Here is a 15,868-nt window from a genome sequence, read left to right as displayed (position 1 = left end):
GTCAGGCCTGCGTGACGGCGATCCACTCGTCCAGCTTGCGCAGCGCGTCGCCACTGTCGATCGCGGCCTCGGCGATGGTGATCTGCTCGCGGAAGCGTTCGAGGATCGGCCGCTGGAACTGGCCCGGGTCCTTCGCGAGCCCGAACGACACGAGCCCGGCGGCCGCGTTCAGGACCACGATGTCCCGCACGGCGCCCGTCGCGCCACCGAGCACTTCGCGGACGATCTCGGCATTGCGTTCAGGGGTGCCGCCCTTGAGCTGCCCGATGGACGCCCGCGCGATGCCGAGCTCCCTGGGATCGAGGTCGTGCTCCTTCACCGTGCCGCCCGAGACCTCCCAGATGTGGCTGTGCCCCGTAGTGGTCAGTTCGTCGAGCCCGTCGTCGCCGCGGAACACCAGCGCGGTCGCGCCGCGGGTCTGGAAGACGCCGACGATGAGCGGCACCCGGTCGAGGTGGGCGACGCCGACGGCGGATGCCTCGGGCCGGGCCGGATTGCACAGCGGGCCGAGGAAGTTGAACACGGTGGGAACGCCGAGTTCGGCACGCACCGCGCCGGCGTGGCGGAAACCCGGGTGGAATGCCGATGCGAAGGCGAACCCGATGCCCGTCTGCTCGAAGCCGTCGGCGACGCGCTCCGGTTCGAGGGTGAGGTCGATTCCGAGGGCGGCCAGCACGTCGGACGAGCCCGACGCCGAACTCGCCGCCTTGTTGCCGTGCTTGAGCACGGGCACCCCGACCGCGGCGCAGACGATGGAGGCCATCGTGGACACGTTCACCGTGCCGAAACGGTCGCCGCCGGTTCCCACGATGTCGAGCGCCATCGCGTCGACGTCGAGCGGGCGTGCATGCTCGAGGATCGCGTCGCGGAAGCCGACGATCTCGTCGACCGTCTCCCCCTTCAACCGGAGTGCGACCAGGAATGCGGCGAGCTGCGCGTTCGTGACCTCGCCCGTCATGACCTGCTCCATGCTCCACGCGGCATCCGACACGCTGAGGTCGTTCCCGTCCAGCAGGGTCGTCAGGATTCCGGGCCAGGTCTGCGCTTCGGTCATGCGGTCGATCCTATCCGCGCGATTCCCGGCGGATTCACGGCTGCAGGCCAGCGGAATTTAGGTTAGCCTTACCGCGAAACGCCCACGCCACCCCTCGCAGTGACGAAAACTCAGCCGCGATTTCAGCCATAATGGGTGATTGTGACGAGCACCTCATTGACTTCTCAGGCGAGCGCGCCCTTGATCAGGCGTCCCAACACCGTGGCGGTCGGCACGATCGTCTGGCTCGGCAGTGAGGTGATGTTCTTCGCCGGCCTGTTCGCGATCTACTTCACGCTCCGTGCGATGTCGCCCGAGCTGTGGGCGTACGAGGCCGACCGCCTGAACTTCCCGTTCTCGCTCACGAACACGATCATCCTCGTGGCGTCGAGCTTCACCTGCCAGTTCGGCGTGTTCGCGGCAGAGAAGATGAAGCCCTATGCCACCGGCTCCCTCTGGAACCTCAGGCAGTGGGGCATGGTCGAGTGGTTCTTCCTCACCTTCGTCATGGGCGCGATCTTCGTCGCCGGCCAGGTCTGGGAGTACGCCACGCTCGTCTCCGAGGGCATCGCGATCGACTCGAACGCGTACGGTTCCGCGTTCTACCTGACCACCGGGTTCCACGGCCTCCACGTCACAGGCGGCCTCATCGCGTTCCTCCTGGTCATCGGCCGCGTCTTCGCCGTGAAGAACTTCGGTCACAAGGAGGCGACGAGCGCGATCGTCGTGTCCTACTACTGGCACTTCGTCGATGTCGTCTGGATCGGCCTGTTCCTCGTCATCTACGTCCTCAAGTAAGTCGGATCAGGAGCGACCCCCCAGCATGCCCGATAGGAAGAAGCCCATGAACCGCAAGTCGCGACGCACCGGACGCCGGCATCCGCTCGCCACCGTCGCGCTCCTGGCACTCGGTCTCGTCTTCACCGGCGGCGCCTACGCCGCCTTCAGCACCGGCACCGCCCAGGCCGAGGCGGATGCGACCTCCCAGCAGACGATCGAAGAGGGCAAGAAGCTCTTCCAGGCCAACTGCGCCACCTGCCACGGCCTCGCAGCCGAGGGCACCGCCGACGGCCCCAGCCTCGTCGGCGTCGGCGCGGCTGCCGTCGACTTCCAGGTCGGCACCGGCCGTATGCCCATGCAGATGCAGGGGCCGCAGGCCCAGCAGAAGCCGGTGCAGTTCACCGATGAGCAGGTCAAGCAGCTCGCGTACTACGTGGCGTCCCTCGGCCCCGGCCCCGACATCCCCGCCGACCACCTCGTGAACGGCGGCGGCGACGCCGCCAACGGTGCGGAGCTCTTCCGCATCAACTGCGCGATGTGCCACAACGTCGCGGGCGCCGGCGGCGCACTGACCGAGGGCAAGTTCGCTCCCCCGCTCACCGACGTCTCGGGCGTGCACATCTACGAGGCCATGGTCACGGGCCCCCAGAACATGCCCGTGTTCAACGACATGAACATCAGCGCCGAGGACAAGCGCGACATCATCACGTACCTCAAGTACGTCCAGGACAACCGCTCGCCGGGTGGGTTCGAGCTCGGCTCGCTCGGCCCGGTCGCGGAGGGCCTGTTCATCTGGATCTTCGGTCTCGGCGCAGTCGTCGCGATCACCGTGTGGATCACGGCGAAGTCCAACTAGCGCAGGCACCGAAGAAGTTCGAGAAGGAGAACCATGGCCCAGGACGACACCAGCGGGACGGACATCGTCGCCGCCGACTCGTCGCACGCCGCGCCCGCCGCTTCGCCCGGTACCGCGGTCATCTCCGCTGACGCGTTCGAGAACCCCGGGTTCCCGCCGCACCGCCCCCGCGTCACCGACGAGATCCCCCAGCGCAACAAGCGCGCCCAGCGCACCGTCTACACCCTCTTCTACCTGTCGGTGCTCGGCAGCGTGTGGGCGATCGCCGCGTACATGCTGTTCCCGATGGAGTCGAACGACGTCGGACAGGTCCGCCTGAACAACATGTTCTTCGGCCTGGGCGCGACGCTGGCGCTGCTCGCGCTCGGCTTCGGCATCGTGCACTGGGGCAAGGCCGTGATGAAGGACGTGGAGCTCGTCGACGAGCGCCACCCGATCGGCGGCTCCCCCGAGACGCAGGCTGCTGCGGCGAAGGTCTTCGCCGACGCCGACGAGGAGTCGGGCTTCACTCGCCGGACCGCGATCCGCAACAGCCTGATCGGCGCGCTGCTGGTCTTCCCGCTCCCCGCCGTGGTGCTGTTCCGAGGCTTCGCGCCGCAGGACCAGCTCCCGGTGCCGCTGCTCAGCCACACGATGTGGAAGAAGGGCACGCGCCTCGCGATCGACCCGTCGGGTGTCCCGATCCGAGCCGCCGACGTCACGATCGGCAGCGCGTTCCACGTCATCCCCGAGGGCCTCCAGGACCTCGAGCACGGCCGCCTCGAAGAGAAGGCGAAGGCCGCGGTCCTGCTCATGCGCCTCAACCCCGAAGAGCTCAACGAGCGCGAGGACCGCAAGGACTGGTCCTACGACGGCATCGTCGCGTACTCGAAGATCTGCACGCACGTCGGCTGCCCGGTCGCCCTCTACGAGCAGCACACGCACCACCTGCTGTGCCCGTGCCACCAGTCGCAGTTCGACGTCGCCAACCACTGCGAGGTCATCTTCGGCCCGGCCGCACGCGCCCTGCCGCAGCTGCCCATCGCTGTCGATGACGAGGGCTACCTCATCGCGCAGAGCGACTTCACCGAACCCGTCGGCCCGAGCTTCTGGGAGCGTCATTGAGCACCGCAACGTCCAACGCGCCGCAGAAGCGGTCGTTCACGGCGGCCGCGTCCGTCTACGTCAACGAACGCACGAGCATCGCCGGCTTCGTCAAGGAGCTCGGTCGCAAGGCCTTCCCCGACCACTGGTCGTTCCTGCTCGGTGAGGTCGCGCTCTTCAGCTTCGTCGTCGTGCTCATCTCCGGCACGTTCCTGACGTTCTTCTTCCAGGCCTCCATGGCCGAGGTGCACTACGACGGCTCGTACGTGCCACTCAAGGGCGTCGAGATGTCGGTCGCGATGGCATCCACCCTCGACATCTCGTTCGACATTCGCGGCGGCCTGTTCGTGCGCCAGATGCACCACTGGGCGGCGCTCATGTTCGTGGCGGCCATCGGCCTCCACATGCTCCGCATCTTCTTCACCGGCGCATTCCGCAAGCCGCGCGAGTTCAACTGGCTGATCGGCTTCGTGCTGTTCATCCTGGCCATGGCCGAGGGCTTCACCGGCTATTCGCTCCCCGACGACCTGCTGTCGGGTAACGGCCTCGCGATCATCAACGGCATGGTCAAGGGCATCCCGCTCGTCGGCACCTGGATCTCCTTCCTGCTGTTCGGCGGCGAGTTCCCGGGCACCGACATCGTCGGGCGCCTGTACACGCTGCACATCCTGCTGCTCCCCGCGCTGGTCGTCGCCTTGATCGCGATCCACCTGGTGCTCGTGGTCGTCCACAAGCACACGCAGTACGCCGGCCCCGGCAAGACGCCCGGCAACGCGGTCGGCCCGCCCATCCTCCCGATCTACGCGGCCAAGGCCGGCGGCTTCTTCTTCATCATCTTCGGCGTGCTCGCGCTGATCGCGTCGCTGTTCACGATCAACCCGATCTGGAACTACGGCCCGTACGACCCCTCCCCCGTCTCGGCCGGAACTCAGCCCGACTGGTACATCGGCTTCGCCGACGGTGCCCTGCGACTCATCCCGCCGGGTTGGGAGTTCGTCTGGCTGGACCGCACGTGGTCGTTCAACATCCTCGTGCCGCTCGCCGGCATCGGTGTCTTCCTGCTCCTTGCGATCGCGTACCCGTTCATCGAGGCCTGGGTCACAGGCGACAAGCGCGAGCACCACATCGCCGACCGGCCGCGCAACGCGCCCACCCGGACCGCGATCGGTGCGGCGGGCGTCACGTTCTACGCCGGCCTCTGGGCCGCCGCGAGCTCGGACATCCTGGCCACGCACTTCTGGCTCACGATGGAGGGCGTGATCCACGCCCTGCAGGCCGTCGTGATCATCGGACCGTTCATCGCGTACTTCATCACGAAGCGCGTGTGCCTCGCGCTGCAGAAGAAGGACCGCGAGATCGTGCTGCACGGCTACGAGTCGGGCCGCATCGTGAAGCTGCCGGGCGGCGAGTTCATCGAGGTGCACCAACCGCTCGACGAGTACGACCGCTGGCGCCTCGTGAGCTTCGAGAGCTACGCGCCGCTGATGATCCGCCCGAACGCTCGTGGCAAGATCACCTTCGGTCAGAAGATCCGTGCTTCGCTCTCGCGCTGGTTCTTCGAGGACCGCATCGCCCCGGTCGGGCGTGCGGAGCTCGAGGCGTCGCACCACGACGAGCACCACTGATCCAGCACCATCCAGTTCGGGCACCAGGCGCCATGTCGATCGATTCGACCTGGCTCCGGTGCCCGAACTGTTTTCAGGACCTCTCGCCCGTCGCCGAGGACGGCCGAACGTTCGGCTGCACGTCAGGGCATCGGTTCGACCGCTCGAAGTACGGCTTCATCACCCTGCTTCCACCTGGCGCTCCCAGAACGATCGGCGACGATCGTGCGATGCTCGAACGCCGGGCCGCGTTGCTCGGCTCCGGCCTCTACACGCCGGTCATGCAGCAGGTCGCCGAAGCCGTCCGCAACCGGCTGACCGACACCGACCGCGATCGCATCGACCGTAACGACGAATCGATCTCGTTGGTCGACCTGGGATGCGGAACCGGGCACTACACGCGGTCACTCGTCGCGGCCGTTCCTGCGATCACGCGCGTCGCGCTCACCGACCGCTCCCCTGACGCCGTACGAGCCGCGATGCGAACGGTCGGCACGGCGGCTGAATCCACCGGCGTGGTCCTGGACCTCTGGCGACCCCTGCCGCTGCGCGATGGATCGGCGGACGTCGCACTCGACGTCTTCGCGCCGCGCAACCCAGACGAGTTCGCGCGGGTCCTGCGGCCCGGCGGGGCGCTCATCGTCGTCGTGCCGACCGCGCGTCACCTCACCGAGCTGCGAGAAGCCGGCGCGATGCTGGAGATTCCCGACGACAAGGATGCCGCGGTGGCCGACCGCCTCGGACGGAGTGGGTTCGACCTTCGAGCGAGCGTGCGCGTCGACTACACGATCGAGGCGGATCCCGTTGCACGCGAGTGGATCATCGGGATGGGGCCGTCAGCCCGCCATGGTCGTCAGGGCGACAGCGTTCGAAGAGAGGCCTCGGGCGATGATGCCGACACGCTCACCGTGACCGTCTCCGTCGACGTCATGACCTTCCAACGACCCTGAAACGAGCCACCATTCGAAGCCGGTACACGAAGAGGCCCGGTGCGCGACTGCGCACCGGGCCTCTTCGGTATCGGTCAGCGGGCGAAGTGTCCGCGGTAGTACTCGTACACCCAGCCGACGAGCGCTATCACGGCGATCGGAACGGCGATGAACGCGATCCAGAAGCCCACTGCAAGGCCGAGGAAGGCCAGCGCGGCGGCACCGGCGAGCACCAGCGGCCACCAGCTCCACGGGCTGAAGAAACCGAGCTCGGGGTCGCCGTCGTCGATGTTCGCGTCGAGCCGGTCCTCAGGGAGCGTTCCGCCCTGCGCGGCGTGCACACGGCCGAGGTAGAAGGCGATGAACGCCGCCAGTACGGCCGTCAGTGAGATCGCGACGAGTCCGACCCACTCGGGCTCCCCGTACTCGATCCACGTCCACGCGATGTAGAGCGCCGCCGCGAACGCGAAGAATCCGGCGAGGACCCAGAACAGGACGATGTTCGCGCGCATCTACTTGACTTCCTTCGTCGCTGCGTCGTACACGGGTGCTTCGGGCGCGTCCTTGGCAGGACCGATGCCCACCGGAATACCGGCCTCGGGGTGGTTGAGGTCGAACGCCGGCGACTCCGAGCGGATGCGCGGGATCGAGGTGAAGTTGTGGCGAGGCGGCGGGCAGCTCGTCGCCCACTCGAGCGACCGACCGTAGCCCCACGGGTCGTTCACCGTGACCTTCGGTGCGCGGCGCGCGGTGATGTAGACGTTCAGGAAGAACGGGATGAGCGAAGCCGCGAGCACCGCGGCGCCGATCGTGGACACCTGGTTCATCCACGTGATGTTGTCTTCCGGCAGGTACGAGTAGTACCGGCGCGGCATGGCCACGACGCCCAGCCAGTGCTGGATGAGGAAGGTCATGTGGAAGCCGATGAAGAGCAGCCAGAAGTGCCACATGCCGAGCTTCTCGTTGAGCAGCTTGCCCGTCCACTTCGGCCACCAGAAGTAGAAGCCGGCGAACATCGCGAACACGACCGTGCCGAAGACGACGTAGTGGAAGTGCGCGACGACGAAGTACGTGTCGGACACGGCGAAGTCGAGCGGCGGCGACGCGAGGATGACGCCCGTGAGGCCACCGAACACGAACGTGATGAGGAAGCCGAGCGACCACACGAGTGGTGTCTCGAACGTGATCGACCCTCGCCACATCGTGCCGATCCAGTTGAAGATCTTCACACCCGTCGGTACGGCGATGAGCATCGTCATCAGGGCGAAGAACGGCAGCAGCACAGAGCCGGTGACGTACATGTGGTGCGCCCACACGGTGACCGAGAGGGCTGCGATCGCGATCGTCGCATAGACGAGCGTCTTGTACCCGAAGATCGGCTTGCGGCTGAACACGGGGAAGATCTCGGACACGATGCCGAAGAACGGCAGCGCGATGATGTAGACCTCGGGGTGGCCGAAGAACCAGAACAGGTGCTGCCACAGGATGACTCCGCCGTTGGCGGGATCGTAGATGTGGGCGCCGAACACGCGGTCGGCGGCGGCCGCGAGCATCGCGGCGGCGAGCACCGGGAACGCCATCAGCACGAGGATCGAGGTGACGAGCGTGTTCCAGGTGAAGATCGGCATGCGGAACATCGTCATACCGGGGGCGCGCATCGTGATGATGGTCGTGATGAAGTTCACCGCACCGAGGATCGTGCCGAAACCCGAGAGGCCGAGGCCCAGCATCCAGAGGTTGCCGCCCACTCCTGGTGAGAACGTCGTCGACGCGAGCGGTTGATACGCGAACCACCCGAACGAGGCGGCGCCCTGCGGCGTGAAGAAGCCGGCGACGGCGATGAGCGACCCGAAGTTGAACAGCCAGTACGCGAACGCGTTCAGCCGCGGGAACGCGACATCGGGAGCGCCGATCTGCAGCGGCATCAGCACGTTCGCGAACCCGGCGAAGAGCGGGGTCGCGAACATGAGCAGCATGATCGTGCCGTGCATGGTGAACAGCTGGTTGTACTGCTCGCGCGTCTGCACGATCTCGAGGCCGGGCTCGAAGAGCTGGGCGCGGATGATCAGCGCCATCACGCCCGCGATGCAGAAGTAGATGAACGAGGTGATCAGGTACAGGTACCCGATGACCTTGTGGTCAGTCGAGGTGATCCATCGGACGAGGATGTTGCCCTTGCGCTCGACCTTCGAAGCGCCGAAGGGAATCGCGGTACTCATTCGGCTTCGTGCTCCTCTTTCAGTTCGGGCGCGCCCGTGCCCGGAAGGTTCTGGTTGCGGTCGTACTCGTTCGAAAGCTGGCCCTCCTGGCCGAGGTCGCGAAGCGAGTCGATGTACTCGTCGTACTCGGCCTGCGAGACGACCTTGACGTTGAACAGCATGAGCGAGTGGTACTCGCCGCAGAGCTCGGCGCACTTGCCCTCGTAGGTGCCCTCGCGCTGCGTGGTCAACGACATGTAATTGGTCTTGCCCGGGTACATGTCCTTCTTGTAGAGGAAGTCGACGACCCAGAAGGAGTGGATGACGTCACGCGACTCGAGCTCGATCTCCACGTTGGCGTCGACCGGCAGGTAGAGCGTCGGCAGTTCCGACTGCACGAGCGAGCCCTTCGGGCCCTCCTCGTCGAGCTGGCCCTGGATGCCGGGCGAGTAGACGTCTTCATTGACGTAGTTGAAGTCCCAGGCCCACTGCTTCGCGATGACCTCGATCTTGACGTCGAGGTCGTCCTCGGCGAACCGCTGCTCGATCGCGGCCTGGTCGCGGGCGGTGAAAGCGAAGAAGCCGAGGACGAGGATCAGCGGCACGATCGTGTAGAAGATCTCGATCGGCATGTTGTAGCGCAGCTGCACCGGCAGACCGGTCTGGCCGCGACGGCGGCGGTAGGCGATGACCGCCCAGATCGTCAGGCCCCAGGTGATCACGCCGACGACGAGCAGGACGATCCACGACGTGACCCAGAGGCCGGCGACGCGGTCGGTGTGGTTCGTGACGGACGGCTCGCCCTCCTCGAAGCCCGGCAGGAAGCCGTGCAACTGAGCCTGCGTGCACCCCGCGAGCACGAGACTGAGTGTCGCTGCGATCGGAACAGCAGCCCATCGGAGTCGGCGATTGTGGCGCACCGGTGACCTTTCGGGAGACTCGAAGGCGCTTCTCAGTGAAGCGCATGGATCGTTGCCTAGCCTACTCCGAGTCGAACGGCCAGATGTGCACCGAAGCCCGGTGTCGTCCGCAGAATCCTGCGGATTCCGTGCTCCATCGGCGGAAACACGAAGGGGAGGACGCTTTCGCGTCCTCCCCTTCGACGGGTCCGTGCGGCCTCAGTGGAACGAATCCCCGCATGCGCAGCTGCCCTGGGCGTTGGGGTTGTCGATGGTAAAGCCCTGCTTCTGGATGGTGTCCTCGAAGTCGATCGAGGCGCCGTCGAGGTAGGGCACGCTCATCTTGTCGACGATGACCTCGACGCCCGAGAAGTCGACGACGGCATCGCCGTCGAGCAGCCGCTCGTCGAAGTACAGCTGGTAGATGAGGCCCGAGCAGCCGCCCGGCTGGACGGCGACGCGCAGCCGGAGGTCTTCGCGGCCCTCCTGCGCGAGCAGGCTGCGCACCTTGTCTGCAGCGTTGTCGGACAGCTGGACGCCGTGGGCGTTCTCGGTCGCGGTCTGGCTCATCTCACTCCTTGCGGGTCCGGCGGAATCCGGTGGTCTGCGGCAATTGTACGCCCGCAATCCCGGGAACCGGCTGGAACCGCGTCGCGGTCGGCCGGCTCGTCACGGGCGCGGTACGGCATCCAGTCGCGCGAGGAACAGCGCCTCGGCGAGGAGTGCCTTCTGGAAGACGCCCAGGTGCAGCGACTCGTTCGGGCTGTGCGCCTTGGACGCCGGGTCTTCGACGCCGGTCACCAGGATCTGCGCGCCGGGGAATTCCTCGACGAGCTCGGCGATGAACGGGATCGAGCCGCCCACGCCGATCTCCACCGGGTCGACGCCCCAGGCATCCGCCATCGCGGACTTCGTGGCGGCCACCGCCCACCCGCTGGTGTCGACGAGGAACGGCTGGCCGGTGTCGGGAGCCTCGAAGGTCAGGCGTGCGCCGAACGGGGCATTCGCCTCGAGGTGGGCCTTGATCGCGCCGAGCGCCTCGTCGGCATCCTGTCCCGGGGCGATGCGGGCGCTCACCCGCACGCGGACGCCGGGGATCAGCGTGTTCGATGCGTTCGCGACATCCGGGGCGTCGATCCCGGTGACCGTGATCGACGGCTCCGACCAGATCCGCGAGAGGATCGGCCCGCGGCCGATCGGCGAGACGCCGTCGAGCAGGCCGGTCTCCTCGCGGAGCTGCGCCTCGTCGAAGTCGGGCACGTCCAGGCCCGCGCCGCGGAGCCCGTCGACCGCGACCGCGCCGTCGGCGTCCCAGAGCGAGTCGAGGAGGCGGATCGCCGCCAGCATCGCATCGGGCACCGCTCCGCCGTACATGCCCGAGTGCGACGCGTGCGCGAGCGTGTCGATCCGCAGGTTGAAGGCGACGGCACCGCGCAGCGCGACGGTGATCGCGGGCGTCTCGAGGTCCCAGTTGCCCGAGTCGGCGACGATGATCGCGTCGGCTGCGAGGGCGTCGCGGTGCTCCCGGAGGAAATTCGCGAACGACTGCGACAGCCACTCCTCCTCGCCCTCGATGAACACGGAGAGCCCGAGGTCGAGGTCGCCCAGGACCTCGGCGATCGCGCGGACGGCGCCGACGTGCGCCATGACGCCGGCCTTGTCGTCCGCGGCGCCGCGACCGTGCAGGCGATCGCCGCGCTGCGTGGGCTCGAACGGCGGCGTCTCCCAGTCCTCGTCCTTGCCGGGCGGCTGCACGTCGTGGTGCGCGTACAGGAGCACGGTCGGCCGACCGGCTCGGGCCGGCCGATGCGCGAGGACCGCGGGCTGGCCGAGCTCGTCGTTTCCGGCGACCGGCGCACGATGCACCTCGACGAGCTCGAAGACGCCGGTGCCGCGGAAGAGCTCTGCCACGGCCTCCGCGCTCGTCGCCACGTGTTCGGGGTCGAATGCGGGCCATGACACCGACGGAATCCGGACGAGGCGCGCGAGATCGGCGACGGTCGTCGGGAATGCCGCCGCCACGGCGGCGCGGAGTCGGTCGGTGAGGTCGGAGTTCGGCAGTTCGTCCGGGTCGGCCGGAGGGGTGTTCGTCATGCCGGTAATCTTAAGATCTACCGATTCCGAGGAACCCCGTGGCCAAGCAACCTGAGAACACTCCCACCCAGTCCCCCGCCGACGCGCAGCCGGAGACGCTCGAGGCGACGCAGGCGCGACTGAAGCAGGGCGGCAAGGGTGCGCCGACGCCGACGCGCGCCGAGCGCGAGGCGGCGAACAAGCGCCCGCTCGTGCCGAACGACCGCAAGGAGGCGGCGCGGCAGGCGAAGTCGAAGGCTGCCGAGCAGCGCGAGAAGGCGCGCATCGGCATGGCGATGGGCGACGAGAAGTACCTGCCCATGCGCGACCGCGGTCCGCAGAAGAAGTTCGTGCGCGACTACGTCGACGCGCGGTTCTCGGTCGGCGAGGTGCTCATCCCGGTGATGTTCCTGGTGATCCTGCTGACCCTGGTGCCGAGCTACGAGATCCAGTCGATCTCGATCCTGCTCCTGTGGGGCTTCTTCATCATCGCCCTCGTCGACGTGATCATCCTCGGCGCGATCCTCACCAAGAAGCTCCGGGCGAAGTACGGCGACAAGGCCGAGAAGGTGCGCTGGTACGCCGCGATGCGCGCGCTCCAGCTGCGCCCGCTGCGGCTTCCGAAGCCGCAGGTGAAGTACGGCAAGTTCCCGTCCTGATCGCGGCGCGCGGATGCGCGGACGACACGTGAGATGAGCGGATGCCCCGGCCCGGGGCATCCGCTCATCGCGTCTCGTACCCGCCGAACCTGATGAGCGGCACCCGGGACTCCTCGTCCGTGAGCGATCCGTGCTGGCCGATCATGCGCTCGGCGCCGCGGTCGGGCTCGCGCGGGTCGTAGTAGGCGATGCCCGAGCGCGCCGCGACGATCAGGTCGCCGATGCGGGGCAGCACCTCGTCGTCGACCTGACCGTAGAGCCCGGCGGTGACCGCCTCCTCGCGGGTGGCCACCCACGCGCGCTCCCCCTCGGCGTCGCGCCAGCGCTGCACGAGCGCCGCACGGTCGGATGCCGCGAGCCCGGGTTCGAAGTACAGCGCGAGGCAGCGCGGTTCACCGGCGACGTGGCGGACCCCGTCGATCAGCTCCGGCCGGTCGATGAAGACGTGTCGGTGCGCCGGGACGTCGACCACGCCGTGGTCGGCGGTCACCAGGAGTCCCGCGCTCTGCGGCATCCGTGCCACGAGGCCCGCGACGGCACCGTCGACCCGTTCGAGGGCCGCCACCCATCGATCGGATTCCCACCCGTGCGCGTGGGCCAACTGGTCGAGCTCGGGGACGTACAGGTACACGAGGGCTCCGTCGACGCCGTCGACGATCTCCCGCGCGAGGTCGAACCGCTCCTCGATCGAGGAGGCGGGCCGGTAGTCGGAACCGCGGAGCACCGCTTCGGTGTAGCCCGAGTTCGCGTAGCGAGGCGCGCCGACCGTGAACGGCGAGAGACCGGCCGCACGCGCCGCCTCGAACTGCGTCGGACGGCGCTGCCAGCCGTCGGGCAGGAGTCCCTGCTCCCAGCCGTTCAACTGGTTCGCGAGCACGTCTCGCCCTGGCACCAGCGTGCGGTAGCCGACCAGGCCGTGGGCGCCAGGCGCGGCGCCCGTCGCGAACGACGCGATCGCCGCGGCCGTGGTGGATGGGAACGTGGTCCGAACGACGTCCTTCTTCCCCATCGCTCCGGCCAGGGTCCGGGCGTGCCCGCGACGCGCACCGAGGTTCCACGCCCCCAGACCGTCGACGAGCGCGACCACCGCGGAGCGCGCCCGCCCGAGGCCGATCGGCGCGTCTGCCGTGCCGGCCAGGCTCGCGATCACCGAGGGCAGCACCCCGGCCAGTCGCCGGGCGGGGTCGGCGGGCGCCGGTAGCATGGCAGGCATCGCGCTCAGTCTTCCACAGGCGGGCGCGCCCACTCCCCCGTGGCGACACGACGAACCCGAGAAGACGGATGACCGCACCGAGCATCGAGCCCACCGACGCACCCACCAGCGAACGTATCGAAGACGTCGACGTGTCGACCGAGATGCAGGGCTCGTTCCTCGAGTACGCGTACTCGGTCATCTACTCGCGGGCACTGCCCGACGCGCGCGACGGGCTGAAGCCCGTGCAGCGGCGCATCGTCTACGGCATGACCGAGATGGGGCTTCGCCCAGACCGCGGCCACGTCAAGAGCTCGCGGGTCGTCGGCGAGGTGATGGGCAAGTACCACCCGCACGGCGACTCGGCGATCTACGACGCGCTGGTGCGGCTCGCCCAGTCGTTCACCCTTCGCGTGCCCCTCGTCGACGGGCACGGCAACTTCGGGTCGCTCGACGACGGCCCTGCCGCGTCCCGGTACACCGAGGCGCGCCTGGCGGCGCCGGCCCTCGCCATGGCGGAGGGGCTCGACGAGGACGTCGTCGACTTCGTCCCGAACTACGACAACTCCTTCCTGCAGCCCGAGGTGATGCCGTCGGCGTTCCCGAACCTGCTCGTGAACGGCGCGAGCGGCATCGCCGTCGGCATGGCGACGAACATGGCACCGCACAACCTCGTCGAGGTCGCGCACGCCGCGCGCCACCTCATCGCGAACCCCGAGGCCACGCTCGAGGAACTCATGGAGTTCGTGCCCGGGCCCGACTTCCCGTCGGGGGGCACCATCATCGGCATCGACGGCGTGCGTGACGCGTACGCGACCGGCCGTGGATCGTTCAAGACCCGCGCGAAGGTGTCGGTCGAACAGCTGTCGCCGCGCAAGACGGGCCTCATCGTCACCGAACTGCCCTACCTGGTCGGCCCTGAGAAGGTCATCGAGAAGATCAAGGACGGCGTCAACGCCAAGAAGATCACCGGCATCTCGGACGTCGCCGATCACACCGACCGCAAGCGCGGGCTCCGGCTCGTCATCGGGATCAAGACCGGGTTCAATCCGCAGGCCGTGCTCGAGCAGCTGTACCGGCTCACCCCCCTCGAAGACGGTTTCGCGATCAACAACGTCGCGCTCGTCGACGGCCAGCCGCAGACGCTCGGCCTGCGCGAGCTGTTGAGCGTGTACATCGATCACCGCATCAGCGTGGTGACGCGGCGCAGCCGCTTCCGTCTCCAGAAGAGCCGCGATCGCCTCCACCTCGTCGAGGGCCTGCTCATCGCGATCCTCGACATCGACGAGGTCATCCAGGTGATCCGGTCGAGCGACGACACCGAGCAGGCGCGGTCGCGCCTGATGCAGGTGTTCGACCTGAGCGAGATCCAGTCCGAGTACATCCTCGAGCTGCGCCTGCGCCGCCTCACGAGGTTCTCGCGGATCGAGCTCGAGACCGAGCGCGACGACCTCCTCGCCGAGATCGCCCGGCTCGAGGAACTGCTCGGCAGCGACCTGCGCATCCGCACGCTCGTCTCCGACGAGCTCGAGGAGGTCGCCGAGCGATTCGGCACCCCGCGTCGCACCATGCTCACCGCCGGACGCATCGTCCCGGCGCGGCAGGCCGCCCGGCAGGCCGCATCGATGTCCATGGAGCAGGCGGATGTCCCGTGCCGCGTCTTCCTCAGCTCGACCGGCCGGATCGGGCGCGTCGACCGCCCCGATGGCGCCGACGCGCTCACGATCACCGTTCCGACACGGCGCAGCAAGCACGATGCGGTGCGTTCGAGCCTCGACACGACCAGCCGGAGCGAGATCGGCGCTGTGACCACGCAGGGCCGGCTCGTGCGGTTCTCCGTCGTCGAGCTGCAGCAGCTCGCGGCGAACTCGGTCCACCTCGAGGCCGGTCACCGGGTCGGCGAGTACGTCGAGCTCCGTTCGGGCGAGGACGTCGTCGCACTGGTCGACCTGAAGAGCGACCGCCCGATCGTGCTGGGCACCGCGCAGGGCGTCGTCAAGCGCGTCGCCCCCGGCGGCCACCCCAACCGACCGGAGTTCGAGGTCATCGCCCTCAAGCCCGGTGACTCGGTGGTCGGTGCCGCCCAGGGCGGCGATGACGACGAGCTCGTCTTCGTCGCGAACGACGCGCAGCTGCTGCACTTCCCGGCCTCGAGCGTTCGACCGCAGGGCGCCGCTGCCGGCGGCATGGCGGGAATCAAGCTCGCCGATGGCGCGAAGGTGATCGACTTCCAGGCGATCGCGCCCGATCGACTCGACGAGACCGTCGTCGTCACGATCGCAGCCACGACCGACACGCTGCTCGGCGCCGATCCCGGTGCGGCGAAGGTGTCGGCGTTCTCCGAGTTCCCGGGCAAGGGACGCGCGACCGGCGGCGTACGGGCGCAGCGGTTCCTGAAGGGCCAGGACGCCCTCGCCGTCGCTTGGGTCGGTCCCGGTCCGGCGCACGCGCTGGGCGCCGACGGCGGCGTGCGGAAGCTCCCCGAGGAACTCGTCAGGCGCGACGCGTCGGGCACCGCGATCGACGCGCCCGTCGCGGTCATCGGGCGGCGGATCAGCTGAG

14 protein-coding genes are annotated in these 15,868 nt (G+C 68.1%); 7 read left to right on the top strand and 7 right to left on the bottom strand.

Annotation, left to right across the window (positions count from 1 at the left end):
- Window position 1: 1 nt before the first annotated feature.
- Complete coding sequence (gene trpD, locus ELQ40_RS09100) at window positions 2-1,054, bottom strand: anthranilate phosphoribosyltransferase (RefSeq protein WP_127793402.1); 1,053 nt, start codon at window positions 1,052-1,054, stop codon at window positions 2-4.
- A gap of 141 nt (window positions 1,055-1,195) precedes the next feature.
- On the opposite strand from trpD, the gene ELQ40_RS09095 reads away from it, so the two are divergent.
- Genes ELQ40_RS09095 through ELQ40_RS09075 form a run of 5 tightly spaced genes read left to right on the top strand, consistent with a single transcriptional unit; the run spans window position 1,196 to window position 6,306 of the window.
- Window positions 1,196-1,831: a heme-copper oxidase subunit III gene (locus tag ELQ40_RS09095; protein ID WP_370296786.1), complete on the top strand. Its 636-nt coding sequence runs from the start codon at window positions 1,196-1,198 to the stop codon at window positions 1,829-1,831.
- 46 nt (window positions 1,832-1,877) lie between these two features.
- Window positions 1,878-2,669 carry a cytochrome c gene (locus ELQ40_RS09090; protein WP_127793400.1) on the top strand — a complete coding sequence of 264 codons (792 nt, stop codon included), beginning with the start codon at window positions 1,878-1,880 and terminating at the stop codon, window positions 2,667-2,669.
- 33 nt (window positions 2,670-2,702) lie between these two features.
- Window positions 2,703-3,773 carry a ubiquinol-cytochrome c reductase iron-sulfur subunit gene (locus ELQ40_RS09085; protein WP_127793399.1) on the top strand — a complete coding sequence of 357 codons (1,071 nt, stop codon included), beginning with the start codon at window positions 2,703-2,705 and terminating at the stop codon, window positions 3,771-3,773.
- Window positions 3,770-5,377 carry a cytochrome bc complex cytochrome b subunit gene (locus ELQ40_RS09080; RefSeq protein WP_127793398.1) on the top strand — a complete coding sequence of 536 codons (1,608 nt, stop codon included), beginning with the start codon at window positions 3,770-3,772 and terminating at the stop codon, window positions 5,375-5,377. Before ELQ40_RS09085 ends, ELQ40_RS09080 begins: the two co-directional genes overlap by 4 nt.
- Window positions 5,378-5,409: 32 nt before the next feature.
- Window positions 5,410-6,306, top strand: a complete 897-nt coding sequence (locus ELQ40_RS09075) for a methyltransferase domain-containing protein (RefSeq protein WP_127793397.1) — start codon at window positions 5,410-5,412, stop codon at window positions 6,304-6,306.
- Window positions 6,307-6,380: 74 nt separating this feature from the next.
- Here ELQ40_RS09075 and ELQ40_RS09070 read toward each other — a convergent pair whose 3' ends face one another.
- The 5 genes from ELQ40_RS09070 to ELQ40_RS09050 form a co-directional block, all read right to left on the bottom strand.
- The gene (locus tag ELQ40_RS09070) at window positions 6,381-6,797 is read right to left on the bottom strand and encodes a cytochrome c oxidase subunit 4 (protein WP_127793396.1); all 417 of its coding nucleotides are present in this window, start codon (window positions 6,795-6,797) and stop codon (window positions 6,381-6,383) included.
- Complete coding sequence (gene ctaD / locus ELQ40_RS09065) at window positions 6,798-8,504, bottom strand: cytochrome c oxidase subunit I (RefSeq protein WP_127793395.1); 1,707 nt, start codon at window positions 8,502-8,504, stop codon at window positions 6,798-6,800.
- Window positions 8,501-9,403 (bottom strand): cytochrome c oxidase subunit II, encoded by a 903-nt coding sequence (gene coxB, locus ELQ40_RS09060; RefSeq protein ID WP_127793394.1) that lies wholly within the window; start codon window positions 9,401-9,403, stop codon window positions 8,501-8,503. Before coxB ends, ctaD begins: the two co-directional genes overlap by 4 nt.
- Before the next feature lie 198 nt (window positions 9,404-9,601).
- A complete protein-coding gene (gene erpA, locus ELQ40_RS09055) occupies window positions 9,602-9,952 on the bottom strand; it encodes an iron-sulfur cluster insertion protein ErpA (protein WP_127793393.1) in 351 nt (116 codons plus the stop codon).
- Between the two features lie 99 nt (window positions 9,953-10,051).
- Window positions 10,052-11,476 carry a dipeptidase gene (locus tag ELQ40_RS09050; protein WP_127793392.1) on the bottom strand — a complete coding sequence of 475 codons (1,425 nt, stop codon included), beginning with the start codon at window positions 11,474-11,476 and terminating at the stop codon, window positions 10,052-10,054.
- 38 nt (window positions 11,477-11,514) lie between these two features.
- Here ELQ40_RS09050 and ELQ40_RS09045 point away from each other — a divergent pair, with 38 nt between their 5' ends.
- Window positions 11,515-12,114: a DUF3043 domain-containing protein gene (locus tag ELQ40_RS09045; protein ID WP_127793391.1), complete on the top strand. Its 600-nt coding sequence runs from the start codon at window positions 11,515-11,517 to the stop codon at window positions 12,112-12,114.
- A gap of 64 nt (window positions 12,115-12,178) precedes the next feature.
- Here the strand turns inward: ELQ40_RS09045 and ELQ40_RS09040 are convergent, their stop codons facing one another.
- Entirely contained in the window at window positions 12,179-13,327 is a 1,149-nt protein-coding gene (locus ELQ40_RS09040; RefSeq protein ID WP_127793390.1) for an alkaline phosphatase family protein, read from the bottom strand.
- Window positions 13,328-13,395: 68 nt separating this feature from the next.
- Here ELQ40_RS09040 and ELQ40_RS09035 point away from each other — a divergent pair, with 68 nt between their 5' ends.
- Complete coding sequence (locus ELQ40_RS09035) at window positions 13,396-15,867, top strand: DNA topoisomerase (ATP-hydrolyzing) subunit A (RefSeq protein WP_127793389.1); 2,472 nt, start codon at window positions 13,396-13,398, stop codon at window positions 15,865-15,867.
- Window position 15,868: the final 1 nt, after the last annotated feature.

The organism is Agromyces sp. LHK192 (assembly GCF_004006235.1).
GTDB lineage: Bacteria > Actinomycetota > Actinomycetes > Actinomycetales > Microbacteriaceae > Agromyces.
This window is presented reverse-complemented; position numbering and strand designations above follow the sequence as displayed.

What these genes read in the sequence shown, in the direction of transcription:
- trpD (WP_127793402.1), bottom strand. Translation starts at nt 1,054, where the DNA reads ATGACCGAAGCGCAGACCTGGCCCGGAATCCTGACGACCCTGCTGGAC.
- ELQ40_RS09090 (WP_127793400.1), top strand. Translation starts at nt 1,878, where the DNA reads ATGAACCGCAAGTCGCGACGCACCGGACGCCGGCATCCGCTCGCCACC.
- ELQ40_RS09085 (WP_127793399.1), top strand. Translation starts at nt 2,703, where the DNA reads ATGGCCCAGGACGACACCAGCGGGACGGACATCGTCGCCGCCGACTCG.
- ELQ40_RS09075 (WP_127793397.1), top strand. Translation starts at nt 5,410, where the DNA reads ATGTCGATCGATTCGACCTGGCTCCGGTGCCCGAACTGTTTTCAGGAC.
- ELQ40_RS09070 (WP_127793396.1), bottom strand. Translation starts at nt 6,797, where the DNA reads ATGCGCGCGAACATCGTCCTGTTCTGGGTCCTCGCCGGATTCTTCGCG.
- ctaD (WP_127793395.1), bottom strand. Translation starts at nt 8,504, where the DNA reads ATGAGTACCGCGATTCCCTTCGGCGCTTCGAAGGTCGAGCGCAAGGGC.
- erpA (WP_127793393.1), bottom strand. Translation starts at nt 9,952, where the DNA reads ATGAGCCAGACCGCGACCGAGAACGCCCACGGCGTCCAGCTGTCCGAC.
- ELQ40_RS09050 (WP_127793392.1), bottom strand. Translation starts at nt 11,476, where the DNA reads ATGACGAACACCCCTCCGGCCGACCCGGACGAACTGCCGAACTCCGAC.
- ELQ40_RS09040 (WP_127793390.1), bottom strand. Translation starts at nt 13,327, where the DNA reads ATGCCTGCCATGCTACCGGCGCCCGCCGACCCCGCCCGGCGACTGGCC.
- ELQ40_RS09035 (WP_127793389.1), top strand. Translation starts at nt 13,396, where the DNA reads ATGACCGCACCGAGCATCGAGCCCACCGACGCACCCACCAGCGAACGT.